13 protein-coding genes are annotated in these 17,735 nt (G+C 70.6%); 6 read left to right on the top strand and 7 right to left on the bottom strand.

The window, feature by feature from the left end; genetic code table 11:
• The first annotated feature begins 85 nt into the window (after positions 1–85).
• Complete coding sequence (locus ACIBKY_RS27365) at positions 86–2,194, top strand: M6 family metalloprotease domain-containing protein (RefSeq protein ID WP_397100762.1); 2,109 nt, start codon at positions 86–88, stop codon at positions 2,192–2,194.
• A 107-nt stretch (positions 2,195–2,301) separates the two neighbouring features.
• Positions 2,302–4,812 carry an ATP-binding protein gene (locus tag ACIBKY_RS27360; protein WP_397100760.1) on the top strand — a complete coding sequence of 837 codons (2,511 nt, stop codon included), beginning with the start codon at positions 2,302–2,304 and terminating at the stop codon, positions 4,810–4,812.
• Here ACIBKY_RS27360 and ACIBKY_RS27355 read toward each other — a convergent pair.
• Positions 4,793–5,665, bottom strand: a complete 873-nt coding sequence (locus tag ACIBKY_RS27355) for a hypothetical protein (protein ID WP_397100758.1) — start codon at positions 5,663–5,665, stop codon at positions 4,793–4,795. The two genes, ACIBKY_RS27360 and ACIBKY_RS27355, sit on opposite strands and share 20 nt — an antisense overlap.
• A 52-nt stretch (positions 5,666–5,717) precedes the next feature.
• Here ACIBKY_RS27355 and ACIBKY_RS27350 point away from each other — a divergent pair, with 52 nt between their 5' ends.
• Complete coding sequence (locus tag ACIBKY_RS27350; protein WP_397100756.1) at positions 5,718–6,497, top strand: tyrosine-protein phosphatase; 780 nt, start codon at positions 5,718–5,720, stop codon at positions 6,495–6,497.
• Between the two features lie 2 nt (positions 6,498–6,499).
• On the opposite strand, the gene ACIBKY_RS27345 is transcribed toward ACIBKY_RS27350, so the two are convergent.
• Together ACIBKY_RS27345 and ACIBKY_RS27340 are read right to left on the bottom strand one after the other, a co-directional pair.
• Positions 6,500–7,540, bottom strand: a complete 1,041-nt coding sequence (locus ACIBKY_RS27345; protein ID WP_397100754.1) for a Gfo/Idh/MocA family oxidoreductase — start codon at positions 7,538–7,540, stop codon at positions 6,500–6,502.
• A gap of 13 nt (positions 7,541–7,553) precedes the next feature.
• Positions 7,554–8,456, bottom strand: a complete 903-nt coding sequence (locus ACIBKY_RS27340) for a proteasome assembly chaperone family protein (RefSeq protein ID WP_397100752.1) — start codon at positions 8,454–8,456, stop codon at positions 7,554–7,556.
• A gap of 95 nt (positions 8,457–8,551) precedes the next feature.
• Between ACIBKY_RS27340 and ACIBKY_RS27335 the strand changes: the two genes are divergently transcribed.
• Positions 8,552–8,923: an ankyrin repeat domain-containing protein gene (locus ACIBKY_RS27335; protein WP_397100750.1), complete on the top strand. Its 372-nt coding sequence runs from the start codon at positions 8,552–8,554 to the stop codon at positions 8,921–8,923.
• Positions 8,924–8,993: 70 nt separating this feature from the next.
• The gene (locus tag ACIBKY_RS27330; protein WP_397100748.1) at positions 8,994–10,001 is read left to right on the top strand and encodes a hypothetical protein; all 1,008 of its coding nucleotides are present in this window, start codon (positions 8,994–8,996) and stop codon (positions 9,999–10,001) included.
• A 1-nt stretch (position 10,002) separates the two neighbouring features.
• On the opposite strand, the gene ACIBKY_RS27325 is transcribed toward ACIBKY_RS27330, so the two are convergent.
• From ACIBKY_RS27325 to ACIBKY_RS27310, 4 genes are all read right to left on the bottom strand, one after another.
• Positions 10,003–12,045 (bottom strand): ATP-binding protein, encoded by a 2,043-nt coding sequence (locus ACIBKY_RS27325; RefSeq protein ID WP_397100747.1) that lies wholly within the window; start codon positions 12,043–12,045, stop codon positions 10,003–10,005.
• Positions 12,046–12,369: 324 nt separating this feature from the next.
• A complete protein-coding gene (locus ACIBKY_RS27320; protein ID WP_397100745.1) occupies positions 12,370–13,218 on the bottom strand; it encodes an ABC transporter permease in 849 nt (282 codons plus the stop codon).
• Between the two features lie 86 nt (positions 13,219–13,304).
• Complete coding sequence (locus ACIBKY_RS27315; RefSeq protein WP_397100743.1) at positions 13,305–15,824, bottom strand: CocE/NonD family hydrolase; 2,520 nt, start codon at positions 15,822–15,824, stop codon at positions 13,305–13,307.
• A 213-nt stretch (positions 15,825–16,037) separates the two neighbouring features.
• Positions 16,038–16,445, bottom strand: coding sequence for a PaaI family thioesterase (locus tag ACIBKY_RS27310; protein ID WP_397100741.1), 408 nt, complete (start codon positions 16,443–16,445; stop codon positions 16,038–16,040).
• A gap of 25 nt (positions 16,446–16,470) precedes the next feature.
• Here ACIBKY_RS27310 and ACIBKY_RS27305 point away from each other — a divergent pair, with 25 nt between their 5' ends.
• Positions 16,471–17,727, top strand: a complete 1,257-nt coding sequence (locus ACIBKY_RS27305; protein WP_397100739.1) for a cytochrome P450 — start codon at positions 16,471–16,473, stop codon at positions 17,725–17,727.
• Positions 17,728–17,735: the final 8 nt, after the last annotated feature.

Here is a 17,735-nt window from a genome sequence, read left to right as displayed (position 1 = left end):
TTCGACATTTGTCGGATAGGAAGTGATGGCTCTTCCCTACAACTGATCGGTGATCTCCGTCAATAACGTATATACCGTCCAATCCGTGAATCTCCCGAAGAAGCTGCTTAAAGGCCTTTTAGCGGGCATCGTGCTCGTCCCGCTGGTCTGGACAGCCACCCCCGCTTCCGCAGCACCTCCCACCGACCCCGAGCACCCCTGGCGCCAGGACCACTGGCCGCAGACGCAGCCCTGGCAGCGCGACGAGCCGGAAGGGGCGCAGGCGCTCCGCTCGCGTCCCGGCGACGGCCCGCTCAAGCCGATCGACCCGCAGAACTGGGAGAACCCGGACCACATGACGTGGGCCGACTACAAGAAGCCTCCCGGCACCAAGTGGAACGACCCGAACGTCAAGGGCTCCAAGCGCACGTTCAAGGGCGCGCTGGTGCTGCTGGACTACCCCAACCAGCCGTTCGTGGTGACCCAGCCGAAGGGCTCGACGGTCTACAAGAACCCCAGCGCCGAGGCGCACGACGTGCCGCGTGGCCAGGTCGCCAAGTTCTACCAGGACTTCCTCAACACCCCGAACGCCCTCAACAAGGGGCACACCATCCACGAGTACTGGATGGAGGACTCCGGTGGCCGGATCGGGGTCGAGCTGACCGGCTTCGGCCCGTACACGCTGACCGGCAAGGACCACGAGTACGCGATGGAGTTCCAGGGCGGCACCGGCTGCCCGGCGGGCGACAACTGTAACAAGAACCTGCGCACCGAGGGCAACGCGCTCTGGATCGGCGACATCGGGCCGGAGGAGGCCGCGAAGTTCGACTTCATCTTCTACCTGAGCGCCGGGCAGGACGAATCGGCCACCTGGCAAGAGTTCGGAATGATGAAATTTCCGACCAAGGAGGACGTGACCGAGGAGTTCGGGCCTGACGACCCCAGCCTTCCCAACTGGGTCAGGACCCGCTACGTCGAGTGGACCTCCTGGCAGGCCGGCTCCAACTTCTGGCCCAACGCCCGCTTCGGCGTCGACTCCGTCCAGGCCGAGAGCTCCGGCATGGCCGTCTACGCCCACGAGCTGAGCCACATCTTCGGCATCGCCGACAACTACAACAACCCGTACGGCGTGCCGCCCAGAAGGGCGTACACCGGCATCTGGGAGATGCTCAGCCGGGGCAGCTTCAACGGACCGGGCGGCCCGCACAGCCGCTGGCTGATCCCGCCGACCTCCGGCGCGTCCATGGGCGCCCAGCACATGCTCCGCAACAAGATCAAGCTGGAGATGGTCGACGAGGCCAACGTGCTGCGCCTGTCGCGCGAGGCGCTCGACGACTCCGGCCTGGTCACCGCGAAGATCACCGCCCGCGCGGTCCAGCCGGGCCCGGCCGGCCTGTCGGGCGTCAACCTGCAGTTCGACACCGGCGACAAGTCGCCCGCCTGCGACCCCGCCCAGAACCCGATGTGCGACGGCGGCGGCTACGAGAACTACACCGTCGAGGTCGTCGACAGGATGGGCACCGACTCCTTCACCCCCGACTCCGGCGTGCTCCTGGCCAAGACCAAGAACGAGGACCGCGCGCCGTTCGAGTGGGTGGTCGACGCCAACCCGCAGGACATCGGCATGACCGACTACGTCCTGCCCGACGGCACCAAGGTCCCGATCACGATCGGCGACTACCGGCAGCTGTCCGACGCCCTCTTCCACGCCGGGACCGACTCCGGCAGCGAGTACGAGTTCGTCGACCAGGCCAACCGCCTGCACTTCTACGTCACCGACGTCAAGCGCGACCGCAAGGGCGTGCTGTCCTACACGGTCGCCATCCGCTCCCTCGACGGCTCCGGCCCGCAGAAGCGCGGCGTCAAGGTCCTGCCCGCCCTCGGCCTGCCCTCCGGCAAGGGCGTGTCCACCTGTAAGTTCCCGCTGTTCAACACCGGCAGGGCCGCCCCGGCCGCCGGGCAGCACCCCGAGGACGTCAGCGCCTACCTCAACGGCGACGTCTACCGCCTGAAGGCCGAGGTCCAGGGCCGCGGCTGGAGCACCCAGGTGCCCAACGCCCTGGCCGCCGTCGACTTCGGCAAGAACGAGCTCGTCACCGTCAACGCCGTGCGCGGTGACGGAGGCAGCCGCCTGGCCAAGGTCAAGCTCACCGCCACCTCGGAGAGCGACCCCGCCAAGACCGTGACCGCCACCTGCCAGGTGATCGGTCTCTGACCTGTGATGGGGTACGGCCTGCCCCGGCCGTACCCCATCGGCATCGGTGGGACCTCTGGCGCCGGCCGTACAGAATCAGCTTGAATCAGCCCCGAAGGGGGTGTTTCTTGACCGGCCCGCTGCGTCTGCCCGACGAGCCGATGCCCGAGCCCAAGCCGAGAAGGCGCAGGGTCCCGCTGGCCGCGCCCGTCGCGGCGGGGGTCGCGGCGGCGGCGGCGAGCATCCTGGCGGCCTCTCTTGAATGGGAGATCCCGCCGATAGCCAAGATCGGTGTCACGGCGACCGCCGCGCTTCTGGTGGGCCTGACCACGTGGGCCACCACCGAGGGCGGCGTGCGGCCGCGGCGGCAGCGTCTGACCGCCCCGGAAGCGCCCGGCCGCGCGCCCGACCAGTGGCCGCCGGTGCCCGAGCACTTCACCGGGCGCGCCGAGTCCCTCAACGAGCTGCGCTCGGTCTTCGCCGGGCGCAGGAGGCCGAGCGAGCTCGCGCCGCCGCTGGTCGCCTCCGTGTACGGCAGGGGCGGCGTCGGCAAGTCGGCGCTGATGGCCAGGTTCGGGCACGAGGTCGCCGGCGGCTTCCCCGACGGCAGGCTCTACGCCGACTTACGCGGAGTGGGCCCGGAGGAGGTGCTGATCGGGTTCCTGCGCGCGCTCGGCGTCCGTCTCACCACCGACCCGGGCGGCATGGAGGAGCTGCGCAAGCTCTGGCTCACCTGGACGAAGGGCCGGCGCATCCTCATCGGCCTGGACAACGCCGACGACGGCGAGCAGGTCAAGCCGCTGCTGCCGGCCGACCCGGGCTGCGCCGTCATCGTCACCTCGCGCCACCCGCTGTTCCTGATGAACGCGATCGACTTCCAGCTTCCGGTCTTCAGCGAGGCCCAGAGCGTCGAGCTGCTGGCCCGCCTGGCCGGCGGCGCCAGGGTCGTGGACGACCTGGAGTCGGCCAAGAAGATCGTCGGCATCTGCGACCACCTGCCGCTGGCGATCAGCATCTGCGGCGCCCGGCTGGCCACCCGCTCCACCTGGTCCTTACGCGAGCTGGCCGGCCGCCTGGCCGACGAGCGCCGCCGCCTGGACCAGCTCGAACTCGCGCCGCGGGTGGACAAGAGCGTGCGCGCCTCGGTGCAGCTGAGCTACGAGGACTGCACCGGCATCCAGCGCCGCCTGCTGCGCATGCTCTCCGGCCTGACGGCTCCCGACGTACCCGGCTGGGTGGCCGGCGCCCTGCTGGACACCTCGGAGCTCGACGGCGGCGACCAGCTTGAGGCGCTGATCGACGCCCAGCTCGCCGAGTGCTCCGGCACCGACGCGTCCGGCGTGATGCGTTACCGCCTGCACGACCTGGTCCGCCTGTTCGCCGCCGAACTGCCGGAGGAGCGCCGCGGGCCGGCGGTGGAGCGGGTGCTGAGCGGCTACCGCCACCGCGCGGAGGCCGCCGCCCAGGACCGCTGGCCGCAGGACTGGAGCAGGGGCGGGCGGCGGTCAGGCGCCGAGGGGCAGTCGCAGGCGGCCGACTGGCTCAACGCCGAGCGGCTCAGCATGATCGCGATGATCCACCACGCCCGCGGGCTGGAGCTGTGGGAGCAGACCTGGGCGCTGGCCAGGGCGTTCTGCTCGCTGTGCCACTCCCTGCGCGCCTACTGGGCCGACTGGCGGGCGGTCGCCGACATCGGCCACGAGGCGGCGCTGCGTACCGGCGACCGGCGTACGCTCGGCATCGCGCTGCTCGACCGCGCCGCGGTGGCCGGCGGCGGCAGCACCGCCGACGCCGAGACGGCCCTGGAGATCTTCACCGAGCTCGGCGAATCCTGGTGGTCGGCCCGCTGCCGCAGGACCATCGGCATGATCCTGTACACCGGCGGTAACCTCGACCGGGCCCAGGACTACCTGCTCGAAGCGATCGCCGGCTTCCGCGACGTGGACGACCTCTGGTGGATGGCCCGCACCCAGCGCAACCTGGCCGAGCTCCGCCTCGCCGAGCGCCGCACCGCGGAGGCGCGCGAGCTGCTGGAGGACGCGCTGGAGGTCTTCGAGCGCGAGGGCAACCGCTACTCCGAGGCACAGACACTCCGCGTGTACGGCGAGGCCCTCGCCGCCCAGGCCCGCGGCCTGCGCAGGGAGGGCGAGGCCAAGGCGGCGGCCGAGCACTTCACCAGGGCGGGACTCAGCCTGGACCGGGCCACCGAGATGTTCAAGCAGCGCGGCGAGCTGTGGGAGGTGGCCCGCTGCCTGCGCTCGGCCGGAGAGGTGGGCAACCCGGCCAACGGCCTGGTCGAGCTGGACCACGTCCGCGAGTCCGGCGACATCCTGGCCGCGCTCGGCGACTCCTGGGGCGTTGCGCGCAGCGCCCAGTCGGCCGGACGCGTCCTCGGCCGCATGGGCCGGGTCCGCGAGGCCCAGGACGAGCTGCGCCGCGCCTACGCCGCCTTCGAGGAGCTGGGCGAGCGCTGGCGGATGGCCCAGTGCCTGCGCTATCTGGGCGAGGCGCACCTGGACGCGGCCGAGCGCGAGGCCGCGGTCGAGCCGCTGGAGCGGGCCAGGGAGATCTACCGCAGCCTCGGCAACGAGGCGGGCACGCGCAGAACGCTGGAACTGCTCAGGCGAGCGGCGTCCTGAGCAGTTCCCCCGCGGTCTGCCTGGCCTCGTCGATGCTCTGCTCGAAGAGCTTGCGCACCTGCGCGGCCTGCGCGGCCAGCTCCCTGATGTGCGCGCGGGCCAGGTCGTCGCGGACCGTGTCGGCGATCAGCGCCTGGTAGTCGGGCGTCCTGGCGGCCAGCGCCTCCAGCCGCAGGTGCGCGTGGTAGACCTCGTCGGCCTTGCGTACCTGCAGGGCGTACTCCTCCAGGCGGCGTACCCGCTTCGACAGCGACGTCCAGGCGGCGTCCAGGGCGCTGCTGTAGGGCTTGAACGCGTCCTCCAGCGCCGAGGGCATCAGCTGGGGCACGATCTGGCCGTGCTCGGCGTGCATGGACGAGAGCTTCGCCAGCCGGGTGCCGATCTGCCAGACCTCCTCCGGCAGGGAGACCCGGTTGTTGACGGAGTCGAGCAGCCCGGCCCGTTGCACGTCGGCGGCGAGAATCGTGTCCACGGCGTCCTGGGCCCGGCGCAGCAGCCGCGAGCACGGGTAGTCCAGGTCATGGGGGAGCACGTAGTGGGCCGAGTACTCGTGGGCCAGCCTCAGGCGCCGCCGGGCCGTGTTGTTGGAGACGCCCGTGGCCGCCCAGCGCAGCAGGGCGATCAACCCCATGCCGACGCCGGCCACGATCATCCCCACGGTGCTGGTCAGCACCCAGATCAGCATCAGGAAGGCGGGCAGCACGATGAGCAGGGCCGGGTTGAACGTCCGCTCCATCCGCCGCCCGCGGCGAGCCATGTGGAGCAGGTGCGGGCTGGCCCGGAGCTCGACCGAGATCTCGGCTGGCAGAGAGGGGTCGATGACCAGCCGCGGGGGATGAGCGCGCGGATCCATACGTTCATGTTGCGTTATGAACCGGGAATTCGCTCACATGTAGGTTAATCAGATGAACAGCTGGATTGAGCTACAAGGCGCAGTCAACGCTCGTGACCTGGGCGGGTTGCCGACGAAGGATGGCCGGACCACCCGCTCCGGAAGGATTTACCGCTCCGACAACCTGCAGGGTCTCACGGAACGTGACGTCTCCTATCTCGTGGGTGAGCTCAAGATCCGGCACGTGGTGGATCTGCGCTCGCACGCCGAGGTCGCGCTGGAGGGTCCCGGCCCGCTGATCCGTGTGGCCGAGGTCACGCATCACAATCTGAGCTTCTTCGCCGAGGGCGGCAGGCACACCGACGTCGAGGCGGACTCCATCGACGCCGACAAGGTGCTGCCCTGGCAGGAGCGCCAGCTGGACGAGGAACTGCGTGTCACCGGCTTCTACTTCGGCTACCTGCGCGACCGGCCGGACTCGGTGCTCGGGGCGCTGCGCGCGCTGTCACTGGACGACGGCGCGGCCATCGTGCACTGCGCGGCCGGCAAGGACCGCACCGGCGTGGTCTCCGCGCTGGCGCTGGAGGTGGCCGGGGTGACCAGGGAGGCGATCGTGGCCGACTACACCGCCACGGGCGAGCGGATGGACCGGGTGCTGGCGCGGCTGCGCGCCAGCTCCACCTACCGCGACGACCTGGACTCGCGCCCGGCCGACGACCACATGCCGCGCGCGCCCTACCTTGAGCAGTTCCTCGGGGTGCTTGACGACCGCTTCGGCGGGCCGCAGGAGTGGCTGCGCTCGCACGGCTGGACGCAGGACGACACCGCCGCCCTGCGGGCCCGCCTGCTCTAGGTTCAGCCGAGGTGGGTGAGCATGCCCTGGAGGGAGGACAGGCGCGCGGCCTCGATCACCTTCAGGGCATCGACCACGTCCGCCGGGTCCACCGGGGCCGGGCCGCCGTCCCTGAGCGCGGACTCCACGCCCCGGTAGAAGGCGAGATAGGCGCCGGGCGCCGTGGGCAGCGGGCGGGCCGCGTCGTCGGTGCCGAGCAGCCCCCAGCGATCCTGCGGCTCGTCGCCGAAGCCGGGCCGGTCCGGGGTGGCTCCGGCGCGCAGCCGGTCCTCCTGGACGTCCAGGCCGTACTTGACGTAGGCGCCGGTCGAGCCCAGCACGCGGAAGCGCGGGCCCAGCCGTCCGGTCACGGCGCTCATCCACAGGTGCGAGCGCACGCCGCTGTCGTGGGTGAGCGCGACGAAGGTGTCGTCGTCGGAGCCGACGCCCTCGCGCCTGGCGTCGCTCTCGGCGTAGACCGTGCGGACCGGGCCGAACAGCTGGAGCGCCTGGTCGACCAGGTGGCTGCCGAGGTCGTAGAGCAGGCCGCCGATCTCCTGGGCGCCGCCGGACTCGCGCCAGCCGCCCTTGGGCCGGGGCCGCCAGCGCTCGAAGCGCGACTCGAACCTGGCCACCCGGCCGAGCACGCCGTCCTCCAGCAGGGCGCGCAGGGTGAGGAAGTCGCCGTCCCAACGCCGGTTCTGGAAGACCGTCAGCAGCAGATTCCGCTCCTTGGCCAGCGCGAGCAGCCTGGCGGCCTCTTCGGCGGTCGCGGCCAGGGGCTTGTCCACGACGACCGGCAGGCCCGAGGCCAGCGCCTCGGTGGCCAGCGGGACGTGGGTGCGGTTGGGCGAGGCGACCACGACGAGGTCACAGCGGGGAAAGAGCGTCTCGGCGTCGGGTACGGCCGCCGCGCCGTACTTGTGCTCCACCTCGGCCGCGCGCTCCGGGTTGCGCGTGACCACGGCGGCCAGGCGCAGACCCGGGGTGGCGTGGACCAGCGGCGCGTGGAAGAACTGCCCGGCGGGGCCGTAGCCGATCAGGCCAACCTGGATGTCGTCCATGGCCCCAGGTTACTTAGAGATCTTCGTCGCGCTCGGCCAGGAATCGCTCGAACTGCGCCGCGAGTTCGTCGCCGGTCGGCATCGACGACGGCTCGGCCAGCAGGCTCTCCTTGTCGGACCCGGCGGCGAAGGCGTCGTACTGCTGCTCCAGGCCCTCGATCGCGGTGGACAGCTCGGCCGAGCCGCGGATCTGCTCCTCGATCTCCACGTTGGTCCGCTCGGCGGCGTCGCGCAGCCCGTCCATCGGGAAGACCAGCCCGGTGCCGCGGGTGACGGCCTCCAGGGCGGTGACGGCCGCGTGGGGGTACTCGGCCTGTGAGAGGTAGTGGGGCACGTGGACGGCGTAGCCCACCGCGTCGTGGCCCTGGCCGCCCAGCCGGAACTCCAGGAGCGCCGCCATGCTGCCGGGCACCTGGACCCGGCCGAAGTTGCTGCTCTGGGGCCCGATGAGCTCGGGACGGCTGGCGTGCATGGTGATGCCGAGCGGCCGGGTGTGGGGCACGGCCATGGGAATGCCGTGCAGGGTCACGATCTTGCTCACCTTGAGCTCGTCGAGCAGCGCGGCCACGGCCTTGGCGAACAGCTCCCACTCGCGGTCCGGCTCGGGGCCGCTGAGCACGAGGAACGGCGTGCCGGTGGCGTCGGCGGTGGAGTAGACGGCCAGCTCGGGACTCTCGCAGTCCACCCACTTGTCGGTGTCGAAGGTCATGATGGGCCGGCGGGAGCGGTAGTCGAGGAGGCGGTCCACGTCGAACGTGGCCACGACCCGGTGCTCCAGCTCGGCCAGGAGGTGGCCCAGCGCCAGTCGTCCGGCGCCGCCCGCATCGACAAATCCATCGAAGTGGTACAACAGCACCGGATCGGTCAGCTCGGGCACATCTTCGGCGAGCTCGTAGAGATCCGTCGGGTCGAACACGGTTGGACAGCCTTTCCCTAGGTACTCTCCACAGCAACCTACGGCGAGCCGGAACGATTCCGTGCAGGGCACCCTATCGAGGCAGAATGGGCGTCATGGACGGGGAGCAGGAGCTCGAGGAGTTCGCCACGAGGATGTTCGATCTGGCCAGGGCCGGGGACACCGAGACGCTGCGCGCGTACGTGGAGGCCGGGGTGCCGGCCAATCTGACCAACGGCAAGGGCGACACCCTGCTGATGCTCGCGGCCTATCACGGGCACGCGCCGACCGTGCGGGTGCTCGCCGAGCTGGGCGCCGACCCCGGGCGGCCGAACGACCGCGGGCAGACGCCGCTGGCGGGGGCGGTGTTCAAGAAAGAGCCCGAAGTGGTCAAAGCGCTGCTGGAAGCGGGTGCGGACCCCAAAACGGGCAACCCATCGGCTATCGACACAGCCCGCATGTTCGGGGTCGAGGATTGGTTGACATAGCCCCCGAGGGCAGAAAATTCGCTATTAATGCGATATGGCCACCCTCCAAGATCATTGCGATCATGAGGTCATGGCTAGAACCTCTGCGCAAGCCACAACCAACCCATCCCTCCGCATCCCCATCCTGCAGTGCCCGTTCGAAAGCGAGGTGAACCCCTACGTCGTGGAGGCCAGCGAAGACAGCTTCGCCTGGCTCCTCGAGTCAGGCATGCTGAACGAGCCTGACATGCTGGAACGTTACAAGAGCGCCAGGTTCGGATGGCTCACCGCCCGAGCCTACCCCCTGGTCGACCGCGACATGCTCAAGCTCCTCATGGACTGGTGCATCTGGCTGTTCGCCTTCGACGACGGCTTCTGCGAGTCGGAGAACCTCAGCCGCCACACCGCACTCATCGCCAGAGCCCTCCCGGAGATGTTCCGGGTCCTGCACGACATCGAATCCGACGAACCCGTCACCAACGTGTTCGCCAAGTCACTGCAGGGGCTCAAGGAACGCATCGCCGAGCACGCCGAGCGCGACCAGCTCGACCGCTGGTCCACGGCCACGAAGGAGTACATCTTCGCCCAGGTCTGGGAGGCCGCCAACCGCGAGTCCAACGTGGTCCCCAGCCCGGAGGACTACGTGTTCATGCGCCGCCGCACCGGTGCCATGTACCCGGTCTACGCCCTGATCGACATCGCGGGTGGCCGGCGGCTCACCCCCGACGAATGGCACCATCCCGACATCAGGGCCCTCACCGAGCACGCCAACGACCTCGTGGTCTGGGACAACGACCTCTTCTCCTACGCCAAGGAGAAGAAGCACGACAAGGCCCGGCACAACCTCGTCAACGTGCTCATCACGCATCGGGGCTACTCCCTGCAGGAGGCGCTCGACGAGGTCGCGACCATGCATGATCGCGCCGTCGCCGAGATGGTCCGCCTGCGCCGGTCGGTCGACACCTGGGGCACCCGCGCCGTCCGCGCGTACGTGCAGGGGCTGGAGCACTGGGTTCGCGGCCACATCGAGTACTCGCTGGGCAGCGCGAGGTACGTGCACGCCTGGCCGACGGGCACCGAATGGGCCCAGGCCGTCTGAGTCAGGACGGGGCGTCCAGTTCGCCCAGCGCGAGCGCGGACGCCTCGTCCAGGTCAAGCTTGGCCCCGAACTCCGACGCCTGCTTGTACGCCACCTCGCCCAGCGCCTTCTGGCACTCCTTGACCAGCTTGTCGTGGTCGTCGGTGAGCCACGGAGCGCCGAGCATCGGCAGGCCCGCGGTCTTCCAGTTCTGCTGCAGCGCGCCGAGCAGGCGGGCCGACAGCAACGGCTGCTCCAGCGCCGTGTAGATGCGCGCGGTGGTCTCCAGCGCGATCAGCGTGCCCAGCGTGTCGTGGAAGTGCCGCTTGATCCGCAGCCCCTCCTGGGCGTCCTGCAGCGCGTCGTCGGCCCTGCCGGTGGCCAGCCGGGTGAGCGCCAGCGCCCAGTACGCGTAGGAGCTGACGAACAGCTCGCCACGCTCCTTGCACACCTGCAGGCAGTCGACCAGCAGCGACTCGGCCTCGTACAGCTCGCCCTGCGAGGTGAGCACGATCGACAGCTCGACGATGGCGGGCAGCAGGCCCGGGTTGAGTTCCTTGTTGTCGGTGTTGAACTCGATCGCCACGCCCAGCAGCGCGCTGGCCTTCTGCAGGTCGCCCTGGAGCAGCGCGGCGGTGCCCTGCATCTTGGAGGCCAGGATGACCGCCTTGGAGTCGCCGACCCTGACCGCTTCGGTGCTGCACTGCTCGGCCGCCGACAGGGCGCCGGTGCTGTCGCCCTGGGCGCTGCGCACGTACGACAGCACCCACAGCGCCTTGCAGCGTTCCTTGCTGGGAGTGGGGTTGGCCTGCAGCGCCCGCTCCAGGTAGAGGCGGCCCTCGCGGGTGAAGCCACAGCAGATCCACATGAACCACAGCGACGACAACAGCTTCAGCGCCAGTACGGCCTCGCCCGCCGTGTGCAGCGCGTGCTCCAGTGCCACCCGGACGTTGTCATGCTCCTGGCGCATGCGCACGAACCAGTAGATCTGCCGCGGGCCGGACCAGGCGTCCTCGCTGCGCTGGGCCAGGCTCAGGTAGTACTGCAGGTGCTTGTGGCGCATCTGCTGGCTCTCGCCGAGCTTGTCCAGCCACTCCTCGCCGTACTCGGCCAGGGTGTCGATCAGCTTGTAGCGTACGCCCGCGTGGTTGCTGCGGATCAGCAGGATCGACTTCTCCACCAGGCCGGTGACCAGGTCGGTGATGTCCTCCGTGCGCAACCGGTCGTCGGCGCAGACGAAGCGGGCGGCGTCGAGCTCGAAGTCCCCGGCGAAGACGGAAAGCCGCGCCCACAGCAGCCGCTCGGCCGGCTCGCACAGCTCGTGGCTCCAGCCGATGGCCGCCCGCAGCGTCTGGTGACGGGGCAGCGCGGTGCGGCTGGCCCCGGCCAGCAGGCTGAACCGGTCGGCGAGCAGGGCCAGGATCTGGTCCACCGACAGCGCCCGCAGCCGCACCGCGGCCAGCTCGATCGCCAGCGGGATGCCGTCCAGGCGGCGGCACAGCTCGGCCACCGAGCCGATGTTGTGCTCGTCCAGCACGAACTCCGGCATCACCGACCCGGCGCGGTCCGCGAACAACTGCACGGACTCGTTGGTGAACAGGCTCTCGGTCAGGTCCTCGCCCGGCACCTGCAGCGGCGGAACCGGCACCACCCGCTCGTACGGCAGGTGCAGCGACTGCCGGCTGGTGGCCAGGATGCGCAGGCTCGGGTTGGCCGCCAGCAGCTCCTCGACCAGCTCGGCGCAGCCCTGGACCAGGTGCTCGCAGGTGTCGATGATGAGCAGCATGTGCCGCCCGCCGACCCACTCCGTCAGCGACTCCGTGGCCTCGCGCGAGGACTGGTCGGCGATGCCGAGCGCCGAGGCGATCGTGTGCTTGACCATGCCCGTGTCCTGCAGCCGGGCCAGGTCGGCGAACCAGACGCCGTCCTCGAACTGGGAACGGACCTGGTGGGCCAGGCGCAGCACCGTGCGCGACTTGCCCACGCCACCGATGCCGGTGACCGTGACCAGGCGTGACTCACCCAGGTGGCGTTTGAGATTGGCGAGCAGGCGGTTGCGGCCCACGAAGCTCGTCAGCTCCGCCGGCAGATTGCCTTCTCGCCGCCAACCTGTAGGGGTGGCCATGGGCAGCCTCACGGGGGGTTAGGCGACACCTGCACAGGCATCGTACCCCCGGTCAAACCTGATGTCCTTGGGGCGGCGGACGGCGCGGGGTCGGGTTTGTTCGTCTCGGTAGCATGTATTCCGTGAGCGAATATCTCCCGGAGCAGACCGCCGACGACACCGACGTGGCGTGGGGCGACTGGCGCGAGGCCGACGACGACACTTTCTACCTGGAGAACAAGCCGCCCCACTGGGGTTAGGACACGAGATTTTACGACACGAGATTCACGACACGACGTCCTTGCGCCGGAAGCGGCGGAAGGTGAAGGCCAGCAGCAGCGCCGCGTACGTCACCGAGATCGAGGCGCCCTTGGCCATGCCGCCCCAGTCGATCGTCGGCGCGAGCGCGTCCAGCCAGGCGGTGTTCCAGAACGTCGGCAGAAACTCCCGCAACGTCCCCAGAGCCTCGACCGCCTGCAGGATCGTGCAGACGATCCACAGCCCCACCGCGCCGCCGACCGCGCCCAGCGGCGAGTCGGTGACCGTGGAGATCAGGAACGCCAGCGCCGCCACCACGAGCTGGCTGACCAGCGCGTAACCGATCACGATGCCGAAGCGCGGCAGCACGTCCAGGGCCGGGATGACCTCGCCGGTGCCCGGCACCTGGATGTCGTCCCAGCCGAAGGCGACCGTCCCGGCCAGCAGCGCCATCAGCGGCAGCGCGACGACGGCGGCGGCGGAGAAGCCCAGGGCCACGATCAGTTTCTGGCGCAGCAGGCGGTCGCGCGGCACCGGCGCGGCCAGCAGGTAACGCAGCGACGACCAGTTCGCCTCGCTGGCCACCGTGTCGCCGCAGAACAGCGCCACCGCCACCACCAGCAGGAAGCTGGCCGAGACCGACAGCGCGAAGGCGGCGAAGTTCAGGCCGCTGGCCGTGGCCAGGTCGGAGATGCGCAGCCCGGCCTGCTGCCCGCTGGGCTGCTGGGGGCCGAACTGGAAGGCGATGACCAGGATCCACGGCAGCGCGAGCAGCAGCCCGAACATGACCATGGTCCGGCGCCGCTTGAACTGCCGGACGATCTCCACCCGAAGCGGCAACGTCCGCCCTGGCGCGTAACCCTCCGCGCGGTTCATGGGTCGCTCACCCTCCTCATTCGCTGCGCGGAGTCCCTCCTCCGTCGGGCCTCCACTCCGCTCACTCCGTCGGGTTCGCTCCCGGCTCACGAGTTCTCTCCGATCAGGTCCAGGAAGACGTCCTCCAGGCGCGGGCCGTGGCCGTTGGAGCTGGCCAGCAGGGCGGCCACCGGGCCGGTGGTGATCAGGCGGCCGCGGTGCATGACGACCACGTGGGTGCAGGTCTGCTCCACCTCGGCCAGCAGGTGACTGGAGACGATCACCGTGCGGCCGTCGCGGGCATAGCGCTTCAGCACCTCGCGCATCTCCCTGATCTGGGGCGGGTCGAGACCGTTGGTGGGCTCGTCGAGCACCAGCAGGTCGGGCAGGCCCAGCATCGCCTGGGCGATCGCGAGCCGCTGCCGCATGCCCTGCGAGTACGTGCGCACGGCACGTTCCAGCGCCGCGCCGAGCCCGGCGATCTCCAGCGCCTCCTCCATGTGCGCCTCGGCCGCGGGCCTGCCGGTCGCCGCCCAGTACAGCTCGATGTTCTCCCGGCCCGACAGATGCGGCAGAAAGCCCGGCCCCTCCACGAACGAGCCCAGCCGCGACAGCACGGGCGCGCCCGGCGTCACCCGCTCGCCGAAGATGCGGATCTCGCCGGCGTCCGGGTGGATGAGGCCCATCATCATCCGCATCGTGGTGGTCTTGCCCGCTCCGTTCGGACCGAGCAGGCCGAGCACCTGGCCCTCCTCGACGCGGAACGACAGCTCGTCCACGGCCTTCTCGCCGTTGCGGTAGGCCTTGGTCAGCCCGCTGATCTCCAGCGGCGCCGGGTCCTCCTCGCCGGTACGGCCCGCCGTACCCCTGCGTGCCCTGCCCGTGGCCAGCAGGACGGCGGCCAGCACGATCGCGGCCAGCGGCATGGCCCACACCCACCACGCGACGCCGCTCGGCGGGGCGCTCAGCGTCGCCACGGTCGGCACGCTCAGGACGGGCGCGGCGAGCGCGACCCGGTAGGAGGCCGGCTCGGCCGGGGTGGCGAAGCCCATGTCCGTGGTGGTGACGGTCAGCCGGAGCCGGTGGCCCACGGCGAACCGGTGGTCGAGCGCGGGCAGGGCGACCGTCACGTCGGCACTCCGCGCCCCGTCGGGGATCTTCACGCGCAGCGGCGCGACCAGCCCGGCGGGCAGGGTGGGCGGCTGGATGGCGTCGGGGACGTCGTACAGCTTGGCGAACAGCGTCACCTCGCCCTTGCCGTGGACGCGCAGCTTCACCGACGGCGAGCCGGTCAGCTGGAGCGGGGTGGTCAGCGGGGCCGACTCGAAGCTCGCGGCCTGGCCGGGCATGTCGAGGGAGACGCTCAGGTTGTTCTGGGCGCCTCCGCCGCCGAGCAGGCCGCTGACGCCGGGCACCGTGGAGATGGAGGCGGGGTTGCCGCCGGGCGGGTTGACGATGTTCTGCTCGGGGCCCGACAGCGTGACGTCCGTGGTCGTGGTGCCGGACAGGCCCGGGTACGCGCCGGTCTCGGGGTGCAGGCGGATGCGCTGGCGGGTGCCGGGGTCGCGGCCGCCGTCCCTGGTGACGGTGAACGCCTGGACCGGGGCCGCAGCGGTGTCGCCCTTGAGGTAGCGGGCCAGCCAGGCGGAGGTCTGGGCGTAGAGCCAGTCGGCCTCGCCGTTGCCGCCGTCATGGCCGCCGTCGAACCACATGACGCTCACCGGCGTGCCCGGCGCGATCGCCTTCGCGTTGGCGTCGGCGTGGCCCAGCGGGAACAGCGAGTCGCGCTGGCCCTGGATGAGCAGCGTGGGCGCCTTGACGCGGCCCTGGACGGAGCTGGGGCTGACCTTGCGCAGGAGTTCGATCGCCTGGGGCGTGGCCCTGCCGGTCGTGGCGACCTGCTGGTAGATCGCGCAGATCTCCGGCAGGAAGCGGCCGCAGCGCGCCTCGTCGGCGGTCATCGGCGCCGGCCGGCGGGTGAGCGCCTGAAGGCCCTGGGCCGAGGGGGCGCCCCTGCCGAAGAAGAAGCCCGCCCACAGGCTCTTGAACACACCGCTCTGCGGGCCCTGGCCGGTGGCGTCGGGGAAGAGGGCGTCGGCCAGGTCGTACCAGGTGATCTGGGGGACGATCGCGTCCACCCGCGCGTCGTGGGCGGCGGTCATCAGCGCGATGGCCCCGCCGTACGAGCCGCCGGCGATGCCCACGCGCGGGTCGCCCGCCTTGTCCAGGACGACCTCGGGGCGCTTGGCGAGCCAGTCGATCAGCTGCTTGACGTCCTTGACCTCGTAGTCGGGGGAGTTCAGCGCGATCTGGCCGGTCGAGCGGCCGAACCCGCGGGCCGACCAGGTGAGGACGGCGTAGCCGTCCCGCGCCAGCCGTAGCGCGTCGTCGCGGACGCTCTGCTTGCTGCCGCCGAAGCCGTGCGCGAGCAGGACCGCGGGCGCCTTCCCGCCGCCGGCGGGCGGGAAGAACGTCGTGTCGAGCTCCACCCGCTGGTCGTCGGCGGGCCCGTCGGTGACGGCGAGGCGGTTCTCTTGACCGCGCACCTCCGGACCCGACGGCCACACCAGCCACGCCACCGCCCCGATCAGGGCAAGTACCGCGACCAGCGCGGACACTCTTCTCATGGAGCCGGAGCATACTTACCGATTCTGAGAGATCACTGAGATCCGCAGGTGGAGGGCGGCGGGCGGTGCCGATCAGGGCCGACTACTTCTTCCCCGTCTTCGCCGCCTTCCGCGCGATGGCGATGGTCGCGCTGGACGAGCGTGAGGGCACGCGCGAGCTGTACGACGCGCTGCTCCCGCACGCCGGCGGGCCGCCGGGTGCCGTGAAGGGGGTCAGGCCAGGATGGCGTAGACGGTGCTCGCGTGGGCGGCCGGGTCGGTGGCGCCGTCGGGGGTGAGGGTGACGTCGGAGAACGCCAGCGTCCTGCCCAGCTTGGTGATCCGCACGTGCACCAGCACGTCCTTGCCCGTCACCGGCCGCTGGAACGTCGTGGACTGCTGCACCGTCGTCATCGGCACGAAGCCGCCTCTGGCCGAGGAGATCGCGATCACCGTGGCCGTGTCGGCGGCGGCCATCATGGCCTGCCCGCACAGGCCGCCGCCCTGCCTGGCCAGCGCGTCGGACCACGGCAGCCGGACCACCGCGTGGCGTTCACCGACCTCTTCCACGCGCAGCCCGAGGTCCTGGATCCAGGGGGCGAAGTAGTCCCGGAGAATCGCGTCGCCTTCTTCAGGTGTCACGGGCTCATCATGCACGCTGGGGACCATGGGTGTGGAGACCGTCTTTCTGCCGTCGACGTACGAGAGTGGTGTGCCCTACGAGCTGTTCGCCCGGTTGCGGGATGAGGCGCCGGTGCACTGGATCCCGGAGCCCGCGGTGGGGCCGTGGCAGGCAGGGCCAGGATATTTCGGGGTATTTCGGCATAAAGAGGTCAAGCACGTGCTGCGTACACCCGAGGATTTCTCCTCCCATCGCGGCGCCACCCAGATCCGTGATCCCGCGACGCCGGCCGATCTCGCGTTCGTGCGGGCCATGATGCTCAACACCGACCCGCCTGACCACTCCAGGCTGCGCGGGATCGTGGCGGCGGCGTTCTCGCCCCGGGCCGTGCGGCTGCTGGAGCGCACGATCGCCGGGCGGGCGGCGGCGCTGTTCGCGGCGGGTGAGTGCGACTTCGTGGAGGTGGCGGCCGACCTGCCGGTCTGGACGCTCGCGCACGTGATGGGCGTGCCGGACGGCGACCGGCGGCTGCTGCACGACTGGGCCTCGCGGGTGATCGGCTACCAGGACGCCGACTACGCGGGCCTGTCCACGGCCGACGCGCGGCGGCTGAGCCCCATGGGACGGCTGGCGCTGGCGGCCCGCCCGGAGCTCGAACCCGGCGTGAACCCTCGCTCGAAGGCCGCCCTGGCCGACATGTTCGCCTACGCACAGGCATTGGCCGCCACCCCGACCGACGAGACATCCGTGATGTCGGCCATGCTCAAGGGCGGCCTGACCGAGGCCGAGTTCCAGAACATGTTCTTCCTGTTCGCCGTCGCCGGCAACGAGACCCTGCGCAACGGCATTCCCGGCGGCCTGCTCACCCTCCTGCGCCATCCCGCCGAGCACGCCCGCCTGCGCGCCGGTCCCGCGCTCCTGCCGTCGGCGATCGAGGAGATGCTGCGCTTCTGGCCGCCCGTCATGAACTTCCGCCGTACGGCCACGCGCGACCTCACCCTAGCCGGCCAGGAGATCAAGGAGGGTGACAAGGTCGTCGTCTACCACGCCTCCGCCAACCGCGACCCGGTCGCCTTCGCCGACCCTGACCGCTTCGACGCCGGCCGTACCCCCAACGACCACGTCAGCTTCGGCTTCGGCCCGCACTTCTGCCTGGGCGCGCATCTGGCCAGGGTGCAGATGCGCGCCGTGTTCACCGAATTGCTGCGCTGGGAGGTCACGCTCACCGGGGAGCCGGTCCGCCTCACCTCCAACTTCCAGAACGGCCTCAAGCACCTTCCCGTACGGCTGCGCCCGGCCTGATCTGCGCT

It is taken from the genome of Nonomuraea sp. NPDC050394, from assembly GCF_044459065.1.
Lineage (GTDB): Bacteria > Actinomycetota > Actinomycetes > Streptosporangiales > Streptosporangiaceae > Nonomuraea.
The sequence above is the reverse complement of the archived record's forward strand: the minus strand, read 5'-3'. Positions and strand labels throughout refer to the sequence as shown.